This is a genomic window from Achromobacter sp. ACRQX (assembly GCF_022346505.1).
Lineage (GTDB): Bacteria > Pseudomonadota > Gammaproteobacteria > Burkholderiales > Burkholderiaceae_B > Achromobacter > Achromobacter animicus.
On sequence record NZ_JAKRML010000017.1, the window covers coordinates 33,173 to 55,039 of the forward strand.

A 21,867-nucleotide genomic window follows, 5' to 3' on the forward strand; every position below is an offset into this window, starting at 1 on the left:
ATGGGATGCGCCCTCAATTCGCGATCTCGGCATTGCCGGTAAATGACTTGAGCGACCGCGCCTTGGTCTGCGCGGCAGCCTTCTGGGCCGCCTGCTGCGCGGCTTTGGACTGCGTGCTGCCATCTTCGCCAGCCAGCTCGCGGGCCATCGCCGCCGTCTGCGAACGCACCACTTGTCCGAAATACTGATAGACCGCGATTGCCGCGACGGCGACCAGCGCCACCACGACAATGTACTCGGTCATACCTTGGCCCAACTGGCGTTTTCGATGCCCCCACATGTCTGCTCTCCCGTGCAATGAACGTGGAGGCCAGTGTCGCCAGCCGGCGGCCGGCGAACAATTCGTGGATGCCGAGACGGACAAATTCGCCCCCGCACCTTGACGCGCGCGACAGTCAAGAAACCTGGCGAAGAAGATGATTCAACCCCGTTTATCGCAAGGGTTTCCCCTATTGCCGGGCCGGATTGCCAGCAGTAGATTTGAGTTGCCGGGCTGTCTGACACCCATCGCGTGCGAAGCCGGGCAGGAGCGCCTCAGACTCATCTTGAGCTGGGGCGCTCTTCCATTTGGGGGGTCTGCTGGCGGGGCTTTACTATTCGCGGGAGCTATTGCCCTTTCGCGTACGAGCCTTGGACGGTCCCTACCATTGCACGCGAAACCCGATCATGCCGCCCACTGAATGGTTGTCGCTCATGTTGTTGGTGGCGCCGGCTACGCTCAGGTTGCCATACACGCCGTAGCGCCCCTTGTTCCACAGATAGGTTCCACCGACGCCAAGCTCGGCCCACAGACGCTCATCCCGGCTTCTAAAAGACACGCCAGCCACGTTGACGTTTGTGCCATTCATGAACTCGTTATAGAGATTCGCGATGGCGTACACATGCGTTCGCCCCGCCGCGTCCTTCGTAGCAGAAGACTCAGGGTCATAGTCGAGCGACACGCCCAAACGTCCGGTCAGACTGTCGCCATCGTCAAGTCGCACCTTCGCGCCGAACGGGTCCGTGAAACTGTCGAAGTCCACGCGAGACCGAATCAACTGCGCCTGCGGAGTCAGCGAGAACCCCTTGCCGATGTCATAGCGATAGCCCGTCTCCACCGAGATGGCGACGCCGTTTCCGTTGTTGCCCTTCACCTCATCACGCCCGATCGTGCGTGACGAGATATCGCTGTCGAACCACATGGCCTGCAATTGTCCATCCACGTAGAACCCGCTGGCGCCGTACCACGTCAGGCTGGCGCCCACGCCCGTGCCGGTCGTGTCGATCTTGCCACGGCCATACGGAGACGCAATATCGGCGGACGCGTTGCCATGAGAAAGATTCACGCCGGCCACCAGCATCGACCCATCCGGCCGGCGGTTCGCCACGACGTCAATGCCGGTTTGCAGCTTCCACAGATCGATATCCCGGCTCGACTTCGTCGCCGACTGTGCCGGGTTCATTGAACTGGTGGACCCTTGGATGCGAGCCCACCCCCCGTATTTTTCCCCGCCTGCGGGCAGTTGACCGTCAGTTCGCCAGAACCGGTTTCCGATGCGTTGCTGCAACGTCGGCACCGTATTGAGGGAAGCGAGCACCTGGGGATACTGCTCGAAAAGTGGTATGCCAGGCTGATAGCGCGGCCCCTCTTCGGGCATGCCGGGAATTTCCTCCACCGGTGCGCCAGGCCCGGGTTCGGGTTCCGGAATGGGTCCGGGCCCTGGTTCCGGTTCGGGAGCCGTCCCGGGCTCCCTGAACTCGGATACGAGGTACCAGTGACCGTCCGCGGGCGTCTCGCTGCCGCCGTGTTCAAGCGTGTACGCATACGCGCCGGCGATCACGGCTTGCTGACCGTTTTCGGCCCGGTAATCGCCCTGAAGTATGAAGGCATTTGCGGGCGACGCGCCGCCGACCTCAATAACTCGAATGCCGTTTACCGTCTGCGCCCCGCTGCCACGCAGGTTGGTGACTTTGACAGCGGTATTGCCTGCAACATTGCCTGTCACAACCAGTTTGTCAGCGGGCGACGCATCATTGCCAAGCACCGTCTCCAGTTGCAGCAACGAACCGCTGCTACCCGTGTAGTTTCCGCTGATGGTCAGCGTGCCCAACGATGCCCCGGGCGATACGGTGCCTGCGTTGACGACACTGCCCACCCGTCCGCGCCCTTCCAACGTACCGCCCGTAAGAATCTGCATCGACGCGCCCGACAGATCGCGATTGACCTGAAGAATGCCCGCGCTGCCTATTCGCGCGACACCCGTAAAGCCCCCGTGTTCCGCATTCAGGATCGTGCGCCCCGCCATCGCTTCCAGCCGCCCGCCGCCAACCAATCCAGTATTGGACCCCGCGGCATTGTTGGCGCCATTGTTGATCGTCGCATCGAACTCATAACTGGAAAACGTGTGATTGAAAATCACCCGGCTGTCGCCCGGGCCAAATGAAACGCGCGTGGTTTCCAGCGTGCCAGGCGCGACCGGCGCAGTGCCCGCATCGCTGCCGATGACAAGCTTGCCGATCCCGGAAGCTGTCGAGCCTATCAACGCGCCGGGAGCGATCACCTTCCCGCCTTCGGAGATCGTCAGGCTGCCACTTCCGAACGAGCCAATCTGAATGGGCGAGCCGGAAAGCCACTGAGAATTGGCCCCGCTAACCGTCACCGCTCCTTTGCCGCCAAAGACGCCAATGGAGCCTGAACCCGTCGAAACATAGCCGCCGTCCGCGATGTTCAAACTCCCCACACCCGACATCCCGATGAAGAGCAACTGATTGTTTATCCATTGCGAGCCCGCGCCAGTGACGGTCACAACGCCTACGCCATCGTCGAATTCCCCGAGGGTGGCGCGCTGACTCTGGACCACGCCGCCACCGGCAACCGTCAGCGTCCCTGCCGCACTCCACCCTACATTCAGCATGCTTAAACCGTTGAAGGACACCTCCCATCGCGCGTTCGGTCCGGTCACCGAGACCAACCCGGCGCCGCCGGAAATACCCCCCAGGTAAGCGTCGGGGCTGCTCACCAGGCCGCCACTCAACACATTCAGCGTGCCGGTTCCCGCGTTACCGACAAGGAGAGAAGTATTTATGGTCCAGGGGGAGGCCTGTGTGCCCGGGACGGATACCGTCTGCCCGCTCTCGATGGTGATCTGAGCGGCCGATAGCCAAGGAAATGCCAGGAGAGGGAGCAGCGACGAGCGAGAAAGCACACCGGCGTGCACAGCGTTGTTTTTCATGAAACTTCCTCCGATCGGGCTTCGGTATCAGCACATGCCAAACATCGGACGGGGCGGATGGGCCCTCCCCTCATCGCCCACAGCCGTGGGCGGTTTCGAGGATTATTGAGGAATAGTCCTTTTGGACGATGGAGTGTTACGCGGGGTTACCAATACGGAACGGTCAACGATGCGCGGTCATTGAGCCTTCTCGTACGCCTGGACGCCAAAAACAAAACAGCCGCCATTGCTGGCGGCTGCGGTACCTGATTGCTCAGGATTTCTTTGGTAGGCCCCCCGAGAGTCGAACTCGGCACCAACGGATTATGAGTCCGCTGCTCTAACCAGGCATGAGCTAGAGGCCCAGGAAATTTACTGCCCTTCCAGGAAGCTCTTCAGCTTGTCGGCCCGGCTGGGATGACGCAGTTTGCGCAGCGCTTTAGCCTCTATTTGGCGGATGCGCTCGCGCGTGACGTCGAACTGCTTGCCCACTTCTTCCAGGGTCTGGTCGGTGCTCATTTCGATACCGAAACGCATGCGCAGGACCTTGGCTTCTCGCGGGGTCAGAGAGTCTAGCACTTCCTTGACCACGTCGCGCATCGAACCATGCAGCGCTGCATCCGAAGGCGCCAGCGTGGACGTGTCTTCGATGAAATCACCCAGGTGCGAATCGTCGTCGTCACCGATGGGCGTTTCCATGGAGATCGGTTCCTTGGCGATCTTCAGGATCTTGCGGATTTTGTCCTCGGGCATGTCCATCTTCTGCGCCAGCGTCGCGGGATCCGGCTCAGCGCCGGTTTCCTGCAGAATCTGACGGCTGATGCGGTTCATCTTGTTGATCGTTTCGATCATGTGAACCGGAATACGGATGGTGCGTGCCTGGTCGGCGATGGAGCGCGTGATGGCCTGACGGATCCACCACGTTGCGTAGGTCGAGAACTTGTAGCCGCGACGGTATTCGAACTTGTCCACGGCCTTCATCAGGCCAATGTTGCCTTCCTGGATCAGATCCAGGAACTGCAGACCACGGTTCGTGTACTTCTTGGCGATCGAGATCACCAGACGCAGGTTGGCTTCGGTCATTTCGCGCTTGGCCTTGCGAGCCTTGGCTTCGCCGGTGGCCATGCGCTTGTTGACGTCCTTCAGGTCCTTCAACGGCAGCACGACGCGCGTTTGCAGGTCGATCAGCTTTTGCTGCAGTTCCTGCACGGCGGGAATCTGGCGCTCCAGTGTTTCGGCGTACGGATGGCCAGCGGCCACTTCGTCGACGACCCACTGCAGGTTCGTTTCGTTGCCGGGGAACACCTTGATGAAGTGCAGGCGCGGCATGCCGGCCCGGTCCACACACGTATGCAGGACAGCGCGCTCGAGCTGACGGACTTCTTCAACCTGGTTGCGCAGCGTGTCGGCCAGCTTTTCCACCATCTTGGCGGTGAAGCGGATGCCCATCAGTTCGTTCTGGATGGATTCCTGGGCGCGCACGTAGATGTCCGACTTGTAGCCGTCCTTCTCGTACGACAGGCGCATCTTGTCGAACTGCTTGTTGACCTCGTCGAACTTGGCCAGAGCCTTGACGCGCAGGTCTTCCAGCTGCTTGCTGGACATGCCGCCGGCGGGGCCGTCGTCGCTTTCGTCTTCGTCCGCGGTGACACCGGCGCCGGCGTATTCTTCGCCGTCTTCCGGATCGACCAGGCCGTCGACGACTTCGTCGATCTGCGCCTGACCTTCACGCACGCGGGTGATGTGGGCCAGAATTTCGTTGATGGTGGTCGGGCAGGCCGAGATGGCCATGACCATGTGCTTCAGGCCGTCTTCGATGCGCTTGGCGATTTCGATTTCGCCTTCGCGGGTCAGCAGCTCGACCGAGCCCATTTCGCGCATGTACATGCGGACCGGGTCGGTGGTGCGGCCGAAATCGGAGTCCACGGTCGTGAGCGCGGCTTCGGCTTCGTCTTCGACGTCGTCGTCGTTGGACGCCACCGGCGCGTTTTCGCTCATCAGCAGGGTTTCGGCATCGGGCGCCTGGTCATAGACCGCGATACCCATGTCGCTGAAGGTGCTGATGATGCCGTCGATGGCTTCCGCGTCGACCAGATCGTCGGGCAGATGGTCGTTGATTTCGCCGTACGTCAGGTAGCCGCGGTCCTTGCCCAGCTTGATCAGCTGCTTCAGGCGATTGCGGCGCGCTTCGTATTCTTCCGGCGTGACGGGACCGCGGGCGATCAGATCCTTGGGATCGGCCTTGCCACGTTTGCCGCCGCGCTTCGGCGGCTTCAGGTCGGGCAGGACTTCGCCTTCGCCGTCCATCGGATCGTCGAAACCATCGGAGTCGTTGTTGGCGTTCTTGGCGGGGCGGCCCGGACGGCGACCGCTCGGTGCGGGGCGTGCGCTGCCGACCAGGTCGGCAAGCTTGTCTTCGGCCTTCTTGGCGCGGGCCTTCGTCACCTTTTCAGGCTTGTCCGCGGCAACGGCCGTCTTGGCTGCCTTTTTGGCGGCCGTCTTGACAGCGGGCTTGGCGACCTTCACCGCCGTCTTGGCGGGCGCTTTTTCCGCGGCCATGCTGACGGCGCGCTTGGGCGCCACAGCCTGGGTTTCGGCCGCATCAATTGCAGAGGAGGATTTGCCGGTGGATTTGGTCATAGTCGCTTCCGTGGTCGTCGCAACCCGTTTGGGCATGTTGCACCGCATAACGCCGCGCCGGATACGGACCCGGGGCGGCTTGGAATACGGGTAAATCTGGTGGATCGGCGGAGTTCACGCGGCTGCGTTGTTCGCAGCACCGGCTCTTTCGAGCCCTTCTGGCGCCGTACCGGGTGCTTTACCGTTCTGGCGCAAGACGTGCATGACCTCATTCACCGGCGGATTCCGGACGTTGGGGGGGCTGCCTGCCTATAAATAGGCTTTGCTTGCTTATCGGGCCATTGCCCCAAGCAGCTAGGTATACACAGCACCCGAACCACTAACGCCACGCGGAATGACCGCCGCTGAACTGCTATTGATCCACCGCTCAGCTATATTAATTAACCATGTAACAATTCAGACACACGCATCCGGATTTTTTGAAGCGTTCAACTACCGGGTGCCCGAGCGGCTTGCCGCTCTCGTCCAATTGGCACAATAAGTATTGGATTCCGGCATCCGGAATAGATTCCGATGCCAAACTACATTTCACGTTCCTGCTACTGCTGTATCGGTATGGCGAACAATCAACTTCCATACCGACCTTCAATTTTGTCGATCATGCAACAGTCGGGCCGCAACTGGCAATGGCGGTAGGCCTTGACCAGCGCACTTGGGCACCCCGCATGAGCGGAAAACCTTTGATTTTAGCGTATTTAGCGCAACCCAGCACCTTTCAAGACCGTCATACGGCTAGACAGCTCCAGATAGCGTTTGCGCGCCTCTTCCGAAGCAAGTCCTGAAGCGGCCAGCTTGGCCATTTCCGTTTTCGCCGAATCGAATTCGATTCGCCGCAAGGCGTCGTCCCATTCGGTCTGGGGATCAGGCAGGTCTTCCTGAGCGAGGATGTCCGCCCGCAACCCTTTCAAGACAGTGGCCAGGTCCGAGTCCGGCTCAGCGGCCTCCAGTAACGCACCGACATGGCGCGCGCCGCTGGTTTGCGCCAGCATGATCAGGTCCCGTACCAATCCTAGATGGGGGCCATGGTCGATGACTTCAAGCTGCTGGTCGCCCATGGAGTCCACCAGTTCGGGATGGGCGAGCAGCAGACTCAACAGCCGCTTGGCCAGGGACGGCATGGTGCGGCGCCCCTCGAAGCCGCCAACGTCGTTGTCGCGCCGGCCTTTCCAGTTGCCCTTGCCACCTTTCCAATCGCCCTTGCCCTTCCAGTCGCCCTTACCTTTCCAGTCGCTTTTGCCCTTCCATTCCTGCTTGCCGCCTTGTTGCCAGCCGCCCGCGCCGCCGCTCGGCTCGTCGCCGTGCGAGGCGTACTGGCCGTAATCGGTGAAGTCCGACTCGTCTGCCGGAATGTCGCTGAAGTCGTGGTTGCCGAAGTCGTAGCCCATGTCGGGAGGACCGCCGTCATGACCGGGCTCGCTACCCGAAGGCATTCCGGCTTCACCCGCGCCGGGCGCTGGCCGCGGGCCGGGTGCGAACGGTTTGGCGGGTTGCTGCGCCAAGACCTGCGCCATTTCCTCGGGCGTCAGCTGAACCAGCTTGGCCATTTCCCGTTCGATCTGCACGCGCAGCGCACATTCAGGAATCGCTGACAACAGCGGCTTGGCCTCGTGAAGGCAACTGGCGCGGCCCTCGGCTTCGTTCATGTTGTGATGCGATGCAAGCTCGTCCAGGAGGAACCGGGACAGCGCCACGGCATCGCCCAGACACGCGCGGAACGCTTCGGCCCCCAACTCGCGCACGTACGAATCGGGATCATGCTCGGCCGGAAGGAACAGAAAGCGGATCGCGATATCGTCCCTGAGCACCGGCAGACAGGCCTGCAGCGCGCGCCAGGCTGCACGCCGTCCGGCCTTGTCGCCGTCGAAGCTGAAGATGACCTTGTCGCTGGACCGCAGCAGCTTCTTGACGTGATCCGGGGTGGTGGCGGTGCCCAGCGTAGCGACGGCATTGGCGATGCCCTGCTGCGCCAGCCCGACCACGTCCATGTAGCCTTCGACGACGATGACCTGACCTTCCTGCCGGATGGCTTGGCGCGCCTCCCACAGGCCGTAGAGCTCCTGCCCTTTTGAAAACAGGGGCGTCTCGGGTGAGTTCAGGTACTTGGGCTCGCCTTTGCCGATGATCCGGCCGCCAAATCCGATAAGACTGCCGCGCGCGTTGCGGATCGGGAACATCACCCGCTCGCGGAAGCGGTCGTAGCGGCGCCCGTCTTCGGACTCGATGACAAGTCCGGACTCCACGAGCGTGGGGTCCTCGTAGTTGGGAAAGACCTGGGACAAGCCGTGGCGGTCCGTACCGGACCAACCCAATCCGAAATGCGCAGCAATTTCGCCGGTCAGACCGCGCTGCTTCAAATAGCGGACGGCCGCGGGTGAAGCACGCAACTGTTTCAGGTAATGGGCTTGGGCCGCATCGAGCACCTGCGTATGGCGGGACTCTTCGGCCTTGCGGCGCGCCGATTCCTGCTGCTGGCGGGGACTGCGGTTTTCTTCGGGGACCGTCATTCCCGCCGACGCCGCGAGCGTGCGCACGGCGTCGGGGAAACTGGCGCCCGTATGTTCCATCAAGAAGGTGATGGCGCTGCCGTGTGCACCACATCCGAAGCAGTGATAGAACTGCTTGGTGGGGCTGACAGTGAACGAGGGGCTTTTTTCGTTATGAAAGGGGCACAGGCCAAGCAAGTTGGCCCCACCCTTTCGCAACTGCACATATCGCCCGACAACGTCGACGACGTCGACTCGGGCGAGCAAATCCTGGATGAATGATTCTGGAATCAATAGATTCGGGAATCAGAAATCAATACAGGCGCGGGGGCAGTTGTTGGCTACGGATGCGCTTGTAGTGGCGCTTCACGGCGGCGGCATGCTTGCGCTTGCGCTCGGCGGTGGGCTTCTCATAGAACTCGCGCGAGCGCAGTTCGGTGAGCAAACCGGTCTTTTCGATGGTGCGCTTGAAGCGGCGCAGAGCGGCTTCAAACGGTTCGTTTTCCTTCAGTCGAACGATAGGCATAAAGTAATTGGCCTGCTTGTAGGGTAACAAAGTTGATGACAAACCTGGCTTGCTTTTCCAGCAACGCCTTGAAAGCGCAACCCGGGCACGCTTCGCCCGGGTTTGAGCTGGCTGTTTCCGTTACCCAAAGACTACCCAGAGAGTAACAAGCCAAGTTCGGTTTAGCGATAACCAGCGATTCTAGCATGGGTAAGGACGGTTTGCCTACTGCCAGCGCTCGACCGCGGCCAGCACCCCGTCCCTGCCCCGCCAGCAATCAGCTCTGGGAACCCTTGCGGATCCAGGCTTCCAGCTGATGGGGACGCAAGCTGTCGTAATCTTCAAACGGCTGGTGAATCCAGGGATTCGTGGGAAGCTTCTCGACGTAATAGTCGGGCGTTGCCAGGGAATGCCCCTTCCACCACAGCACGGCGCTGCGCAATTCGGTGATGTCGGCGAACTGGCTCTTCAGGTGATCGAACACCTTGTTGAACGTCTTGCCGGTATCCACCATGTCGTCCACCAGCAACACCCGGCCGGAAAGCGTGCCGCGGGTGATGGTGATGAACTGGGCGATATCCATGTCGCCTTGCTTGGTGCCGGCTGCCTCGCGATAGCTGCTGGTGGCAAGAATGCCCAGCGGCACGTCAAAAATGCGCGACATGACGTCGCCTACACGCATACCGCCGCGCGCCAGGCAAAGAATCTTGTCAAACTTCCAGCCCGACTGATGCACCTGCAAAGTAAGGCGCTCGATCAAGCGGTTGTAATCGTCCCACGTTACCCACAGATGGCTATCGTCACTGGTCGGCGTGCTCATAGGCAAGCATCTCCTGCACAAAAATACGAAAAGGCCGCCGCCGGTATGACCGGCGGCGGCCTTGGGAATAATAACCCGATGTCAGCCCTTCAGGGGATGACGCAAAACAATGGTCTCGTTGCGGTCCGGACCGGTGGACACCAGGTCGATCGGCACTCCGCAGACTTCCGCCACGCGCTCGAGGTAGCGGCGCGCCGCGGCGGGCAGCTTGGCGTATTCGGTGATGCCGACGGTGGACTCGCTCCAGCCGGGCAGCTCTTCGAGCACCGGTTGCGCCTGCGCCACGGCGTGCGCGCCGTAGGGCAGCACGTCGCGGAATTCACCATTGACGCGATAACCGACGCCCAACTGGATGGTTTCCAGGCCGTCCAGCACGTCCAGCTTGGTGATGCACAGACCGGAAATGCCGTTCAGGCGGACCGAACGCTTCAACGCCGCGCCGTCGAACCAGCCGCAGCGGCGCGGACGGCCCGTGACCGAACCGAATTCCTTGCCGATGGTGGCCAGGCGGGTGCCGATCTCGTCGACCAGTTCCGTGGGGAACGGGCCGGAGCCGACGCGCGTGGTGTACGCCTTGGTGATGCCCAGAACGTAATCCAGTTGCTGGGGACCCACGCCGGCGCCGGCCGAGGCCGCACCTGCCACGCAGTTGCTGCTGGTGACGAAGGGGTACGTGCCGTGATCGACGTCCAGCAACGCGCCTTGCGCACCTTCGAACAGGAGGCGCTTGCCTTCCTGCTGCATGGCGTACAGGTTGCTGGAGACATCCTTGACCATCGGGGCGATGGCCGGCGCGAGCGCCATGGCTTGATCGCGGACTTCGTTGGCCGAAACGGCTTCCGCGCCCAGGTACTTGGTCAGCACGAAGTTGTGGTAATCCAGCACTTCGGCGAGCTTTTCGTCGAACAGCGAAGGATTGAAGAGATCTTGCACGCGCAGGGCACGGCGGGCGACCTTGTCTTCGTAGGCCGGGCCGATGCCGCGACCGGTGGTGCCGATCTTGCCCTCGCCCTTGCGTGCTTCACGCGCCTTGTCGATGGCGACGTGGTACGGCAGGATCAGCGGGCAGATTTCGGAGATCTGCAGGCGCGAACGCACATCCAGGCCGGCGGCCTCCAGCTCTTCGATTTCCTTGAGCAGGGCTTCCGGGGACAGCACGACGCCATTGCCGATGAAGCAGGTGACGCCGGGGTGCATGATGCCCGACGGGATCAGGCGAAGAATCGTCTTCTTGCCATTGATCCACAGCGTATGGCCGGCATTGTGACCGCCCTGGAAGCGGACCACGCCCTGGACGGATTCCGCCAGCCAGTCGACGATCTTGCCCTTGCCCTCGTCACCCCATTGGGTGCCGATTACGACTACGTTCTTGCTCATGATACGAATCAATTTCGAGTTTCTCGGGAAATCCGGAAATCTCCCCGCGGCCCCCTCGTTTCCGAGAGGGAGTTAGTCACAGCGTTTTGACCGTCCAGACGCCATCCTGCAGCGCCAGCTCGCGATCGCAAACGAATTCGTCCTGATCCTGCTCGTGACCGGGCAATACCTGAACGACGATTTCCCCTGACCGGCGCAAGCGGCGAACCGCCTCGGTCAGAGCGGGGGCTTGCCCCCAGGGCGCACGAACCGCTCGCGCCCTTTCCGCCGGCGGCAGACCCGCCGCCAGCTTGCGTAAATCAAGACTGAAGCCCGTGGCCGGACGCGCGCGGCCGAACGCGCGGCTGACGTCGTCGTAGCGGCCACCACTGACCAACGCGTCGTGCCAGCCTTCGGCGTACAGGGCGAACTTGACGCCCGTGTGGTAAGCGTAACCGCCCACGTCGGCCAGATCCACACTGAACGACACGTTCGGCATCGCATCCACCACCGCCTGAAGCGCGTCGAGCGCCTCGGCGACACCCGGCAGTGCCGGCAGGTCGCGACGGGCAACCTTGAGCACTTCGGGACCACCGTACAACGTGGGCAGCAACTGCAGCGCCTTCAACGTTTCCGGACGGATGCCGGGCGCGCGTGCCACGAGCTCACCCAATCCGGGCACATCCTTGTCGCGCATCAGCCGGATGGCGTCCTGCGCCAGTTCGGCCGCTGCCGGGTCCGATTTCAGGATGGCGCGCAGCACGCCGGAATGACACAGGTCCAGTCGCGGATTGCGCACGCCAGCGATGGCAACCGTTTCCAGCACGAGCTGGATGATTTCGAGGTCGGCTTCGAATCCGGCATGGCCGTAGATTTCAGCGCCGATCTGCAGCAGTTCGCGGCTGGACAGCAAGTCCGAGGGGCGCGCATGCAGCACGTTGCCGCAGTAACACAGGCGGGTGACGCCCGCGCGGTTCAGCAAGTGCGCGTCGATGCGCGTAACCTGGGGAGTCATGTCCGCGCGCACGCCCAGCGTGCGGCCCGAAAGCTGGTCGACCAGCTTGCAGGTGCGCAGATCCAGATCGCTGCCGGTGCCCGACAGCAATGAATCGATGTACTCGACCAGGGGCGGCGCGACCAGCTCGAACCCGTAAGTACGGTAAAGATCGAGAAGTTCGCGGCGCAGTTCCTCGATGCGCCGAGCCTCTGCCGGAAGTACGTCGGCAAGGCTTTCGGGCAGCAGCCAGTTACCCATGAATGTGTTTACCTGAATAACGCCAAGTGATGCGTGGGCGTCGCCCAAACGAAAAGCGGCTGAGGGGCGTAAGCCCGCTCAGCCGCTGCGGAATGTTTTCTAGCTTACGCGGTATTGTACATGGTTCAGCCGCGAGCGCCAGCCGTGGGTCGGGCGTGGCCGGACTGCCCGGCCGCGCCCTGGATACCGGGCGGAAATCGTCCCGCCTGAAGCAGAAAAGCCCCTCGGGGACCCGAGGGGCTTTTCGTTCGTGCTAGCTGGGCAAGATCACTTGGCCGGCACGGTGACCGGCGCCAAGGCAGCGCCCGCCGGATCCTTCATGAACTGGAAGAAGCTGGAGCTGGGGTCCACGACCAGCACATCGCCCGGCTTGGAGAACGATGCGCGATAGGCTTCCAGGCTCTTGTAGTACGTGTAGAAGTCCGGGTTCTTGCCATAGGCTTGGGCGTAGATGGCCGCCGCTGCGGCGTCCCCCTCACCCATGATGCCCTGGGCCTTGGCGTACGCCTGGGCCACGATGACCTCGCGCTGGCGATCTGCTTCCGCGCGAATCTTCTCGCCTTCGGCGGCGCCGATGGAACGCAGCTCGTTGGCGACGCGGGTACGCTCGGCTTCCATGCGGCGGTAGACCGACTCGGAGATTTCCGGTGCGAACTCGATGCGGCGCAGGCGCACGTCGACGATCTGCACGCCCAGGGGCTCGGCACGCTTGGCGACGTTTTCCAGGATCTCCGTCATGATCTTGTCGCGTTCGGTCGAGACCACGTCCCGCACGGTACGCACGTTGACCGACGCGTTCAGGGCGTCGCGGATCTGAGCCTGCAGACGCTCTTGGGCCGCGCGCTCGTTACCGCCGAACGTCACGTAGAACACGCGGGGATCCGCAATGCGCCACTTGACGTAGGAGTCGATCAGCAGGTTCTTCTTTTCGGAAGTCTGGATGCGCTCGGCTTCGTTGGTTTCGATGGTCAGAATGCGCTTGTCGAGCGTGACGACATTCTGGAAAGGCGGCGGAACCTTGAAGTAAAGGCCAGGTTCGCTGATGACGCGGCGGACCTCGCCCAGCGAGAACACCAAGGCATAGTCGCGCTCGCGCACCACGAAAACGCTGGAGGAAAGGAGGGCCAGCACGATGAGCAGGCCGACCAGGATGGGCATAAGACGATTCATGTTCAGGACTCCTCCGGATTAGCGCGACATACGGTCGCGGGGCAGCGTGTTGCTATTGCTGCTGCCGGAAGGCTGCGGCACCGGCGCGGCCGTACCGCGCGGAGGCTGCTGGACAGGCGCATTGGACACGGGCGAGCCAGAGCTGCCGATGTTCGACTTGCCTGCGTCCTGAGCGGCCAGATGCATGATCTTGTCCAGGGGCAAATACAACATGTTGTTGTTGCTCTTGGTGTCGACCATGACCTTGCTGGCGCGGGTGAAGATGTCCTGCATGCTTTCCAGGTACATGCGCTGGCGCATGACTTGAGGCGACTTTTCGTATTCGCCCAGGATGCTGGTGAAGCGCGACGTATTACCTTGCGCATCGCCGACGACCTTGGCCTTGTAACCTTCAGCCTGTTCCGTCATGCGCGATGCCTGACCGCTGGCCAGCGGCACGACCTGATTGGCGTAGGCCTGGCCTTCGTTGATCTGGCGCTCGCGATCCTGACCGGCCTTGACGGCGTCGTCGAACGCGGCCTGCACCTGCTCGGGCGGTTGCACGTTCTGGATGGCGACGGTGCTGATCTGCACGCCCGTCTGGTAGCGATCAAGGATCTGCTGCATCAGCGCCTGGACTTGGGAAGCCACCGTCGTACGGCCTTCGTACAGCACGAAGTCCATCGACTGCTTGCCCACGACTTCGCGCATGGCGGTTTCGGATGCCTGGCGCACGGACTCGTCCGGGTCGCGCGTCTTGAAGAGATAGTCGGGCGCGCCGTCTGCCTTCAGGCGGTACTGGACGACGAACTGCATATCGACGATGTTCTCGTCCGTCGTGAGCATCAGCGCTTCGGGCAGGACCTTGTTGCGCGCGCCGCCACGGAATCCGACTTCGAACGTGCGCAGTTGCGACACGTTGACGATTTCATGGCTTTGAATGGGGTACGGCAGACGCCACTGGAAACCGGCTTGCGACGTGCTCTTGTATTTGCCGAATTGGGTCACGACCGCGACCTGGCCTTCTTGCACGATGTAAAAGCCGCTGGCCAGCCAGATGCCCGCCGCGACCAGAGCAATGACGCCCAGGCCGATGCGTGTGCCGCGCGGGGATGGCGGCGTCATGCCGCCACGGTTGCCGGGGCGGTTATTGCCGCCACCGCCCTTGCGCCCGAACAGGTTCCCGATGCGATTGTTGAAATCGCGCCAGACCTCGTCCAGGTCAGGAGGGCCGTCTCCGTTGCCTTGGGGCCGCTTGGGCGGCGGCTCGGAGCCATTGTTGTTTCCACGACCCCAACCGGGGTCATTCAGATTGAAGAGTTTGATAATTCGCGGCATTGTTTCCCACAATCTGTCCGGTCTCCGCAATTGCCCCGCGCAACGCATCCAAACCGGCGCGCTCGGTGGCGCTTACAAATACTCGCGCAATCGTACCATGTGCATCGCGCTCCACCCGCGGTTCCAATCCCGCCCGGTCGATCTTGTTGTATACCAGAATGGTTGGAATCGCGGCAGCGCCTATTTCGGCGAGGACCTTGTTCACTTCGAAAATCTGCTCATCCCGCTGCGGGCTGGCCGAGTCCACCACATGCAGCAGCAGGTCGGCGTGCACGGTTTCTTCGAGGGTGGCCCGGAAGGCAGCAATAAGGTTGTGAGGCAGGTCGCGGATGAAGCCCACGGTGTCTGACACCACCACCGATCCGGCGCCTTCGATCCAGATGCGGCGCGTCGTCGTGTCCAGCGTGGCAAAGAGCTGGTCGGCGGCGTAGGCGTCGGCCCGGGTCAGCGCGTTGAACAGCGTCGACTTGCCGGCGTTGGTATAGCCGACCAGGGACACCGACAGCGCCCCACCCCGCGCGCGGGCGCGCCGTTGGGTGATGCGCTGGCGCTCGACTTTGTCGAGCCGTTCGCGCAGCGTCTTGACCTTGGCGCCGATCATGCGGCGGTCCATTTCGAGCTGGGATTCGCCGGGGCCGCGCATCCCGATGCCGCCACGCTGCCGCTCCAGGTGGCTCCACATGCGCGTGAGGCGCGTGGCCAGATGCTGGAGCTGCGCCAGTTCGACCTGCAGCTTGCCTTCGTGGCTCTTTGCGCGCAGCGCGAAGATATCCAGGATGAGGGCGACGCGATCCACCACGCGCAAGTTGAAGGCGCGTTCAAGGTTGCGTTGTTGGGCGGGCGACAAAGGCTGATCGAAAAGGACGATATCGGCGAGCAGCGCCTGCGCCATCGCGACGCCCTCGTCGGCCTTGCCGGAGCCGATGAAGAACTTGGCGTCGGGACGATCGCGGCGGGCCGTCAGGGTGCCGACGATTTCGGCGCCCGCGCCCTTGGCCAGCATGGCGAATTCCTCGGCGTGCGCCGTGAAGTCCGGATCACCGAGATCCACACTGATGATCAGAGCGCGCATACATGCACCATATTCGAGCCAAAGCGAAAATGCCCGCCGACGGGAACCGTCTGGCGGGCAATAAAAGGTAAAGCTGGAGCGAGATTACTCAGCAGGGACTTCCACTTGAAAATTGACGGCACGCGCGGGGACGACGGTCGAGATGGCGTGCTTGTAGACCATTTGGGTGACCGTATTGCGCAGCAGCACGACGTATTGGTCGAAGGATTCGATTTGCCCTTGAAGCTTGATGCCGTTCACGAGGTAGATCGACACGGGCACATGATCCTTGCGCAGCGTGTTGAGGAACGGATCTTGCAGAGTTTGCCCTTTATTGCTCATTGGCCAGGCTCCATTTGATTGTTATTGAGTGATGACGCGCTTTTTGTACTGGTGGAGCACGCCGAAACACGTACTCTACAGGGTTTTCCCGGCCCGTGCTACTTGGCCGGGAAGCAAAAATGAGACCAGAGTTTTCCAGCTGAAAAGCCCTTGAAATCACGCCTGCAGGATCTTGTCGAGCGCTTGCAGAAGCATGTCGCATTGGCCTTCCGTACCCACCGTGATGCGCAGGAATTGGTCGATCCGAGCATGACGGAAATGACGCACGATGATGCTGCGTTCACGCAGGGCGGCGGCGAGCGTCGCGGCGTCTTTTCCCGGGTGGCGTGCAAACACGAAGTTCGCCGCCGACGGGAGCACCTCGAAGCCCAGCGACTCCAGCCCTGCGGTCATGCGCGACCGGGTTTCGATCACGGCGTTGCGGGTCTGCTCAAAATACTCCGTATCCTCCAGCGCCGCCACTGCGCCGGCGGATGCCAGCCGATCGATGGGGTAGGAGTTGAAACTGTTCTTTACCCGCTCCAGGCCGTCGATGAGCGCGGCGCTGCCCACGGCAAAGCCCACGCGCAAACCGGCCAGCGAGCGCGACTTGGAAAGCGTCTGCACCACCAGCAGGTTGTCGTAGCGCGAGACCAGCGGGATCACCGATTCGGCGCCGAAATCCACATACGCCTCGTCCACGACGACGACCGTGTCAGGGTTGCCGGCGACGATGCGTTCGACTTCGGCGGCGCTGAGTGCGCGGCCGGTGGGGGCATTGGGGTTCGGGAAGATGATGGCGCCGGCATGACCATGGCGCGCCGGCAGGTAGTCTTCGACGTCGATGCGGAAGTCCGCGGTGAGCGGCATCGTTTCGAACTCGATGCCGTACAGGCCGCAATACACCGGGTAGAAGCTGTAGGTGATGTCCGGGAACCGCAGCGGGCGATCATGCTTGAGCAGCGCAAGAAATGCGTGCGCCAGCACCTCGTCGGATCCGTTGCCCACGAACACCTGCTGCGGCTGCGCGCCGACGGCCGTTGCGATGGCCTCGCGCAGGCGGTCCGAGGAGGGATCCGGATAGAGCTTGAGCGTATCGTCGCAGGCCGCGCGGATCGCATCGAGCACCTTGGGCGAGGGCCCGTAAGGATGCTCGTTGGTGTTCAGCTTGACCAGATTCTGAAGCTTGGGCTGCTCGCCCGGCACATACGGACTGAGCGTCCCGACAACGGGACTCCAGAAACGGCTCATGGATCAGCTTTCCTGCGTGTAGGGGTTGTGCGAAGACTTGAATTCAATGCGCAGCGGCGTACCGGCCAGGTCGAACGCATTGCGGAAACGCGTTTCGAGGTAACGGCGGTACGAGTCGGGAATCGCGTCCAGCGCATTGCCGTGGATGACGACCAGCGGCGGGTTCTGTCCGCCCTGGTGCGCGTAGCGCAACTTGGGACGGAAGATGCCCTTGCGCGGCGGCTGCTGCTGTTCGACTGCGGCTTGCAGCTCGCGCGTGAGCTTGGGCGTGGACAGCTTGGCAAACGCGGCGGCGTGTGCGGCATTGATGGACTTGAGCAAGGGCTTGATGCCCTGCCCGCGCAGCGCCGAGATCGTGTGGACGCGCGCGAACGACAGGAAGCGCAGCTTGCGGTTGAACTCGCGCTCGATGCGTTCCTTTTCTTCGCCGTCCAGGCCATCCCACTTGTTGACGGCCACGACCACGGCACGCCCGGTTTCCAGCACGAACCCGGCGATGTGCGCGTCCTGCTCGGAGATTTCGGTTTGCGCGTCGAGCATCAGCAGCACGACGTTGCTGGCCTCGATGGCCTGCAAGGTCTTGATGACGGAAAACTTTTCGACGGCCTCGAACACCTTGCCGCGCTTGCGCAGACCGGCGGTGTCGATAAGCGTGTAGCGGCGGCCGTCGCGATCGAAATCGATTTCGATCGCGTCGCGCGTGGTGCCCGGCATGTCGAACGCGATGACGCGTTCTTCGCCCATGAACGTGTTGATGAGCGTGGACTTGCCCACGTTGGGACGGCCCACGATCGCCAGCTTGATGCGATGATCGTGTTCGCCTTCTTCGGCCGGTTCTTCTTCGGCAGGCGGTTCGGCCAGATCCTTGAGCGCGAGCTCGATCAGGTCGACGATGCCATCGCCATGCGCCGCCGAAATCGGATAGGGCTGGCCCAGGCCGAGTTCATGGAATTCGGCGATGGCGGGCCCCAGGCCCATGCCTTCGGCCTTGTTCACCGCCAGCAGCACGCGCTGCTGGCCGGATTTGCGCAGCAGTTGCGCAATTTCGTGGTCGTGCGCGTTGATGCCCGCGCGCGCATCCACCAGGAACACGACGACGTCCGCCTCGGCGATGGCCTGCCGGGTCTGGCGGGCCATTTCGAGCAGGATGCCGTCCTTGGCCACGGGCTCGAAGCCGCCGGTATCGATGGCGATGAACGGAATATCGCCCACCCTGCCCTCGCCGTAATGGCGATCGCGGGTCAGGCCGGAATAGTCGGCCACCAGCGCGGCGCGCGATCGCGTCAGGCGGTTGAAAAGGGTCGATTTCCCCACATTGGGGCGGCCGACCAGGGCAACGACAGGCTTGAAAGACACGGTAAAAGGCTTTGTTTTATAAGGTTCAGTTGGTGCCGATCAGGACGAGATTGCCATTGCCCGTCTGGACCAGCACGCCTTGGGACGTCGTCTGCGGCGGCGACACGACCGCGCCGCCACCCACCGACAGACGCGCCATCAGGCTGCCATCGCTGCGCGACAGGAAATGCACATATCCGTCCAGATCGCCGACAGCCAGCGCACCCCCCAGCATAGCCGGAGCGGTGACCTGGCGGTTCTTCAGGGCGGCCTGCTTCCAGAGATTACCGCCATTATCCAGTGCAAACGCGTTGACCACGCTGTTCTGGTCGGCGGAAAAGGCGAAGCGGTCGTCCAGGGTGAGACCGCTGACGCTGGAGAAGTCTTTCGTCCAGAGCGGACGGCCGCCGGCGGTGACATCAAAGCAAACGATACGTCCCTGATAAGCGACGGCGCACAGCAGGTTGCCGGCGATGCGAGGCGCGCCGACCACGTCGGTCAGGCGCTCCAGGTCGCCAGCGCCGCGCGGCGTGGCGACGGTGCCTTCCCATTGCACGTTGCCGCTGTTGGACGCGATGGCAAGGAGCTTGCCGCCAGGCAGACCCGTGATGACCAGGCCTTCGGCCAGGACCATCTGCGCAACGCTGCGCAAGGCGAGCGAGGGGCCGGGACGCTGCACGCTCCAGACGCGCTCGCCGCTGTTGGCGTCGAAGGCCTGGATGCGATAGTCGCCGCTGCGAACAACGACGATGCCGTAGCCGACAACCGGCGGGATGGCGACGTCGCTGGTGGCGCGGACCTTCCATTTCACCTTGCCGGTGTCGTCGAAGGCGATGACGTCGCCGTTGGGGGACGCCACGGCGGTGGTGGTGCCATCGCTGCCGGCGCCGGCAGACAATTTGGTGTCGGCCTTGGCCTTCCAGATGACACGGCCGCTTTGCAGATCGAACTTGCCGACGGAGCCGTCAGGCGTCGCGGCATAGATGGCGTCGCCGAGCACGGTGGGCGCGAAGCCCAGGCCGGAGCCGCTGCCGATGGACGTGGACCAGACCTGGCGCACGGACATGCCGGCCTTGTATTCGGTCAAGGGCGCGGGATCGTAACGGCCGTCGTCATGGGAAAACATGCCGCAACCACCCAGGGCAAGCAGGCTTGCCAGCAGAACGGCGCCGCGCCACGTACGGCCAGGTGCAAATTTACGCATTACAGTCACGCTCCGCTCAAGGCATCCAGTTTCAGTTGCACAACCTGGGTCAGGGGGTTGGCCAGGCCCAGGCCATCAATGGCGCTCTGCCAGGCCGCGCGCGCTTCCTCGCGCTTGCCTTGCGCAGCCAGCACGTCGCCGCGGCGGTCAGCGAACAAGGCGGCAAAGGCGGCCGGCGGATTGTTCAACTGCGCCAGCGCGGCGTCGTATTGCTTCTGGTCCAGCATCATGCCTGCCAGACGCAGGCGCGCCACGGCTTGCATGGCGGGGTTCTTGCCTTGGCCAGCCAGCCATTCGAGCTGTTCGCGGGCGCCGGCGTCGTCCTTTTGCGCCTGCAGGGCCTGCGCTGCCACAAGGGCGCCGCGCGCGGCATAGCCGGTGTTGGGATATTTTTCGCGCAGCGTCGAGGCGGCGGTCTTGATGCGCACCGAGGAATCGGCGCCGCCCAGGCGAGCGGCGTCTTCCAGCGCTTCGAAGTAACCCATGGCCTGGTTGGCCTGATGCGATTCGTACGCCTTCCAGCCCCACCAGCCGCCCCAAGCCAGGAGCACCACCGTCGTCAGGGCCAGCAGCAGCGTCCCGTAGCGGGCCCACCACGCCTTGATCGCGTCGAGTTTTTCCTGTTCTTCAAGATCGTATGCCATGCCTTAACCCTTGTTGTTCAATGCGTCGGCCAGCTTTGCCAGCGGAACCTGTTGCTGCGCCGCCTCGCCCTGCTCTTCTGCGCGCAGGAACTTGACGCTGGCCGTCTGCGACGCCACTTCGTCGGCGCCAAGGATAACCGCAACGCGGGCGCCGCTGGCGTCCGCGCGCTTGAATTGCGACTTGAAGCCTGCCGATCCGGCATGCACGATGACCGAGAGGCCCGCGTCGCGCAGGTCTTCGCCGACCCGGGCGGCCAGGCGCTGCGCGTCTTCGCCCTGATGCACGATGTAGACATCGCACTCGGCCGGTGCGGCGATTTCAACGCTTTGTTCCCAGAGGTCGAGCAGACGCTCCATGCCGATGGCAAAGCCCACGGCCGGCGCGGTCTTGCCGCCCAAGAGTTCGACCAGGCCGTCGTAGCGGCCGCCGCCGCAAACCGTGCCTTGGGAACCGAGACGGTCGGTGACCCATTCGAAGACGGTGAGGTTGTAGTAGTCCAGGCCGCGGACCAGACGCGGGTTCAAGCGGTATTCGATGCCGGCGTCGGTGAGGCGCTGGCACACGCCGTCGAAGTGCGCGCGGGACTCTTCGCCCAGGAAGTCGAACAGGCGCGGCGCGCTGTCGGCCATTTCCTGCATGGCGGGGTTCTTGGTGTCCAGGACGCGCAGCGGATTGCTGTACATGCGGCGCTGGCCGTCCTCGTCGAGGATGTCGCGGTGCTTTTCCAGATGCTGGATCAGGGCAGCGCGGTGCGCGGCGCGCTCAGCGGGTTGGCCCAGCGAATTGAGTTCAAGGCGCACGTCCTTCAGGCCCAGCAGCTTCCAGAGGCGGGCCAGCATGACGATGAGTTCCGCGTCCACATCGGGACCGGCAAAGCCAAGGGCCTCCACGTCGATCTGGTGGAACTGACGGTAGCGGCCGCGCTGCGGGCGCTCGTGGCGGAAGACGGGACCGATGGAGTAGACGCGTTGCGGACGGTCGTAGAGCAGGTTGTGCTCGATGGAGGCGCGCACGATGCCGGCGGTCATCTCGGGGCGCATGGTTAGCGATTCGCCGTTGAGCGCGTCGGTGAACGTGTACATCTCTTTTTCGACGATGTCGGTGACTTCGCCGATACCGCGCGCAAACAGGCGCGTATGCTCAAGCACCGGCGTGCGCACATTGCGATAGCCGTAGCCGCGCAGCCAGCCGCGCACGATTTCCTCGAATTGCTCCCAGCGGGCGCTAGCCCCCGGCAGCAGATCATTCATGCCGCGTATGGCGGCGACTTTCTGGAAAGCTTGAGTCATCTTGATCATGCCACGGGCGCGCCCGAGACGCGCG

Annotated in this window: 17 protein-coding genes and 1 tRNA gene; all 18 read right to left on the reverse strand. The window is 62.8% G+C overall.

The annotated features are described in order from the left end of the window. Positions 1 to 13 precede the first annotated feature (13 nt). The 18 genes from MHZ91_RS16390 to hisS all read right to left on the reverse strand — a co-directional run bounded on the left by MHZ91_RS16390 (position 14) and on the right by hisS (position 21,833). Positions 14 to 280 carry a hypothetical protein gene (locus tag MHZ91_RS16390; RefSeq protein WP_056315734.1) on the reverse strand — a complete coding sequence of 89 codons (267 nt, stop codon included), beginning with the start codon at positions 278 to 280 and terminating at the stop codon, positions 14 to 16. Positions 281 to 641: 361 nt separating this feature from the next. Then, positions 642 to 3,212, reverse strand: a complete 2,571-nt coding sequence (locus MHZ91_RS16395; protein ID WP_239214606.1) for an autotransporter outer membrane beta-barrel domain-containing protein — start codon at positions 3,210 to 3,212, stop codon at positions 642 to 644. 265 nt (positions 3,213 to 3,477) lie between these two features. Further along, positions 3,478 to 3,556: transfer RNA gene (locus MHZ91_RS16400), tRNA-Ile, on the reverse strand. Positions 3,557 to 3,563: 7 nt separating this feature from the next. Then, positions 3,564 to 5,831, reverse strand: a complete 2,268-nt coding sequence (gene rpoD, locus MHZ91_RS16405; protein WP_175139236.1) for an RNA polymerase sigma factor RpoD — start codon at positions 5,829 to 5,831, stop codon at positions 3,564 to 3,566. Between the two features lie 695 nt (positions 5,832 to 6,526). Next, entirely contained in the window at positions 6,527 to 8,608 is a 2,082-nt protein-coding gene (dnaG, locus tag MHZ91_RS16410) for a DNA primase (protein WP_239214609.1), read from the reverse strand. Positions 8,609 to 8,627: 19 nt separating this feature from the next. After that, positions 8,628 to 8,840 (reverse strand): 30S ribosomal protein S21, encoded by a 213-nt coding sequence (gene rpsU, locus MHZ91_RS16415; RefSeq protein WP_006218592.1) that lies wholly within the window; start codon positions 8,838 to 8,840, stop codon positions 8,628 to 8,630. Between the two features lie 256 nt (positions 8,841 to 9,096). After that, positions 9,097 to 9,639: a phosphoribosyltransferase gene (locus MHZ91_RS16420; RefSeq protein WP_056315724.1), complete on the reverse strand. Its 543-nt coding sequence runs from the start codon at positions 9,637 to 9,639 to the stop codon at positions 9,097 to 9,099. Between the two features lie 81 nt (positions 9,640 to 9,720). Then, positions 9,721 to 11,016, reverse strand: a complete 1,296-nt coding sequence (locus MHZ91_RS16425) for an adenylosuccinate synthase (RefSeq protein ID WP_175125027.1) — start codon at positions 11,014 to 11,016, stop codon at positions 9,721 to 9,723. Positions 11,017 to 11,092: 76 nt separating this feature from the next. Continuing rightward, the gene (locus MHZ91_RS16430; protein ID WP_175139278.1) at positions 11,093 to 12,250 is read right to left on the reverse strand and encodes an ATP phosphoribosyltransferase regulatory subunit; all 1,158 of its coding nucleotides are present in this window, start codon (positions 12,248 to 12,250) and stop codon (positions 11,093 to 11,095) included. Between the two features lie 267 nt (positions 12,251 to 12,517). After that, positions 12,518 to 13,420 (reverse strand): protease modulator HflC, encoded by a 903-nt coding sequence (gene hflC, locus MHZ91_RS16435; protein ID WP_175125028.1) that lies wholly within the window; start codon positions 13,418 to 13,420, stop codon positions 12,518 to 12,520. 18 nt (positions 13,421 to 13,438) lie between these two features. Then, positions 13,439 to 14,737, reverse strand: a complete 1,299-nt coding sequence (hflK, locus tag MHZ91_RS16440; protein WP_175125029.1) for an FtsH protease activity modulator HflK — start codon at positions 14,735 to 14,737, stop codon at positions 13,439 to 13,441. Further along, entirely contained in the window at positions 14,703 to 15,809 is a 1,107-nt protein-coding gene (hflX, locus tag MHZ91_RS16445) for a GTPase HflX (RefSeq protein WP_175125030.1), read from the reverse strand. The genes hflK and hflX overlap by 35 nt, the downstream gene beginning before the upstream one ends. 84 nt (positions 15,810 to 15,893) lie before the next feature. Continuing rightward, complete coding sequence (gene hfq / locus MHZ91_RS16450; RefSeq protein WP_006218585.1) at positions 15,894 to 16,130, reverse strand: RNA chaperone Hfq; 237 nt, start codon at positions 16,128 to 16,130, stop codon at positions 15,894 to 15,896. A gap of 156 nt (positions 16,131 to 16,286) precedes the next feature. Next, positions 16,287 to 17,360, reverse strand: a complete 1,074-nt coding sequence (gene hisC / locus MHZ91_RS16455) for a histidinol-phosphate transaminase (protein ID WP_239214611.1) — start codon at positions 17,358 to 17,360, stop codon at positions 16,287 to 16,289. A gap of 3 nt (positions 17,361 to 17,363) precedes the next feature. Continuing rightward, the gene (der, locus tag MHZ91_RS16460; RefSeq protein WP_105238156.1) at positions 17,364 to 18,716 is read right to left on the reverse strand and encodes a ribosome biogenesis GTPase Der; all 1,353 of its coding nucleotides are present in this window, start codon (positions 18,714 to 18,716) and stop codon (positions 17,364 to 17,366) included. 25 nt (positions 18,717 to 18,741) lie between these two features. Beyond that, complete coding sequence (gene bamB / locus MHZ91_RS16465; RefSeq protein ID WP_239214613.1) at positions 18,742 to 19,899, reverse strand: outer membrane protein assembly factor BamB; 1,158 nt, start codon at positions 19,897 to 19,899, stop codon at positions 18,742 to 18,744. Between the two features lie 5 nt (positions 19,900 to 19,904). Continuing rightward, on the reverse strand, positions 19,905 to 20,543 hold the full coding sequence (locus MHZ91_RS16470) for a tetratricopeptide repeat protein (protein ID WP_175125033.1): 639 nt from the start codon (positions 20,541 to 20,543) through the stop codon (positions 19,905 to 19,907). 3 nt (positions 20,544 to 20,546) lie between these two features. Next, positions 20,547 to 21,833: a histidine--tRNA ligase gene (gene hisS / locus MHZ91_RS16475; RefSeq protein ID WP_175125034.1), complete on the reverse strand. Its 1,287-nt coding sequence runs from the start codon at positions 21,831 to 21,833 to the stop codon at positions 20,547 to 20,549. Positions 21,834 to 21,867: the final 34 nt, after the last annotated feature.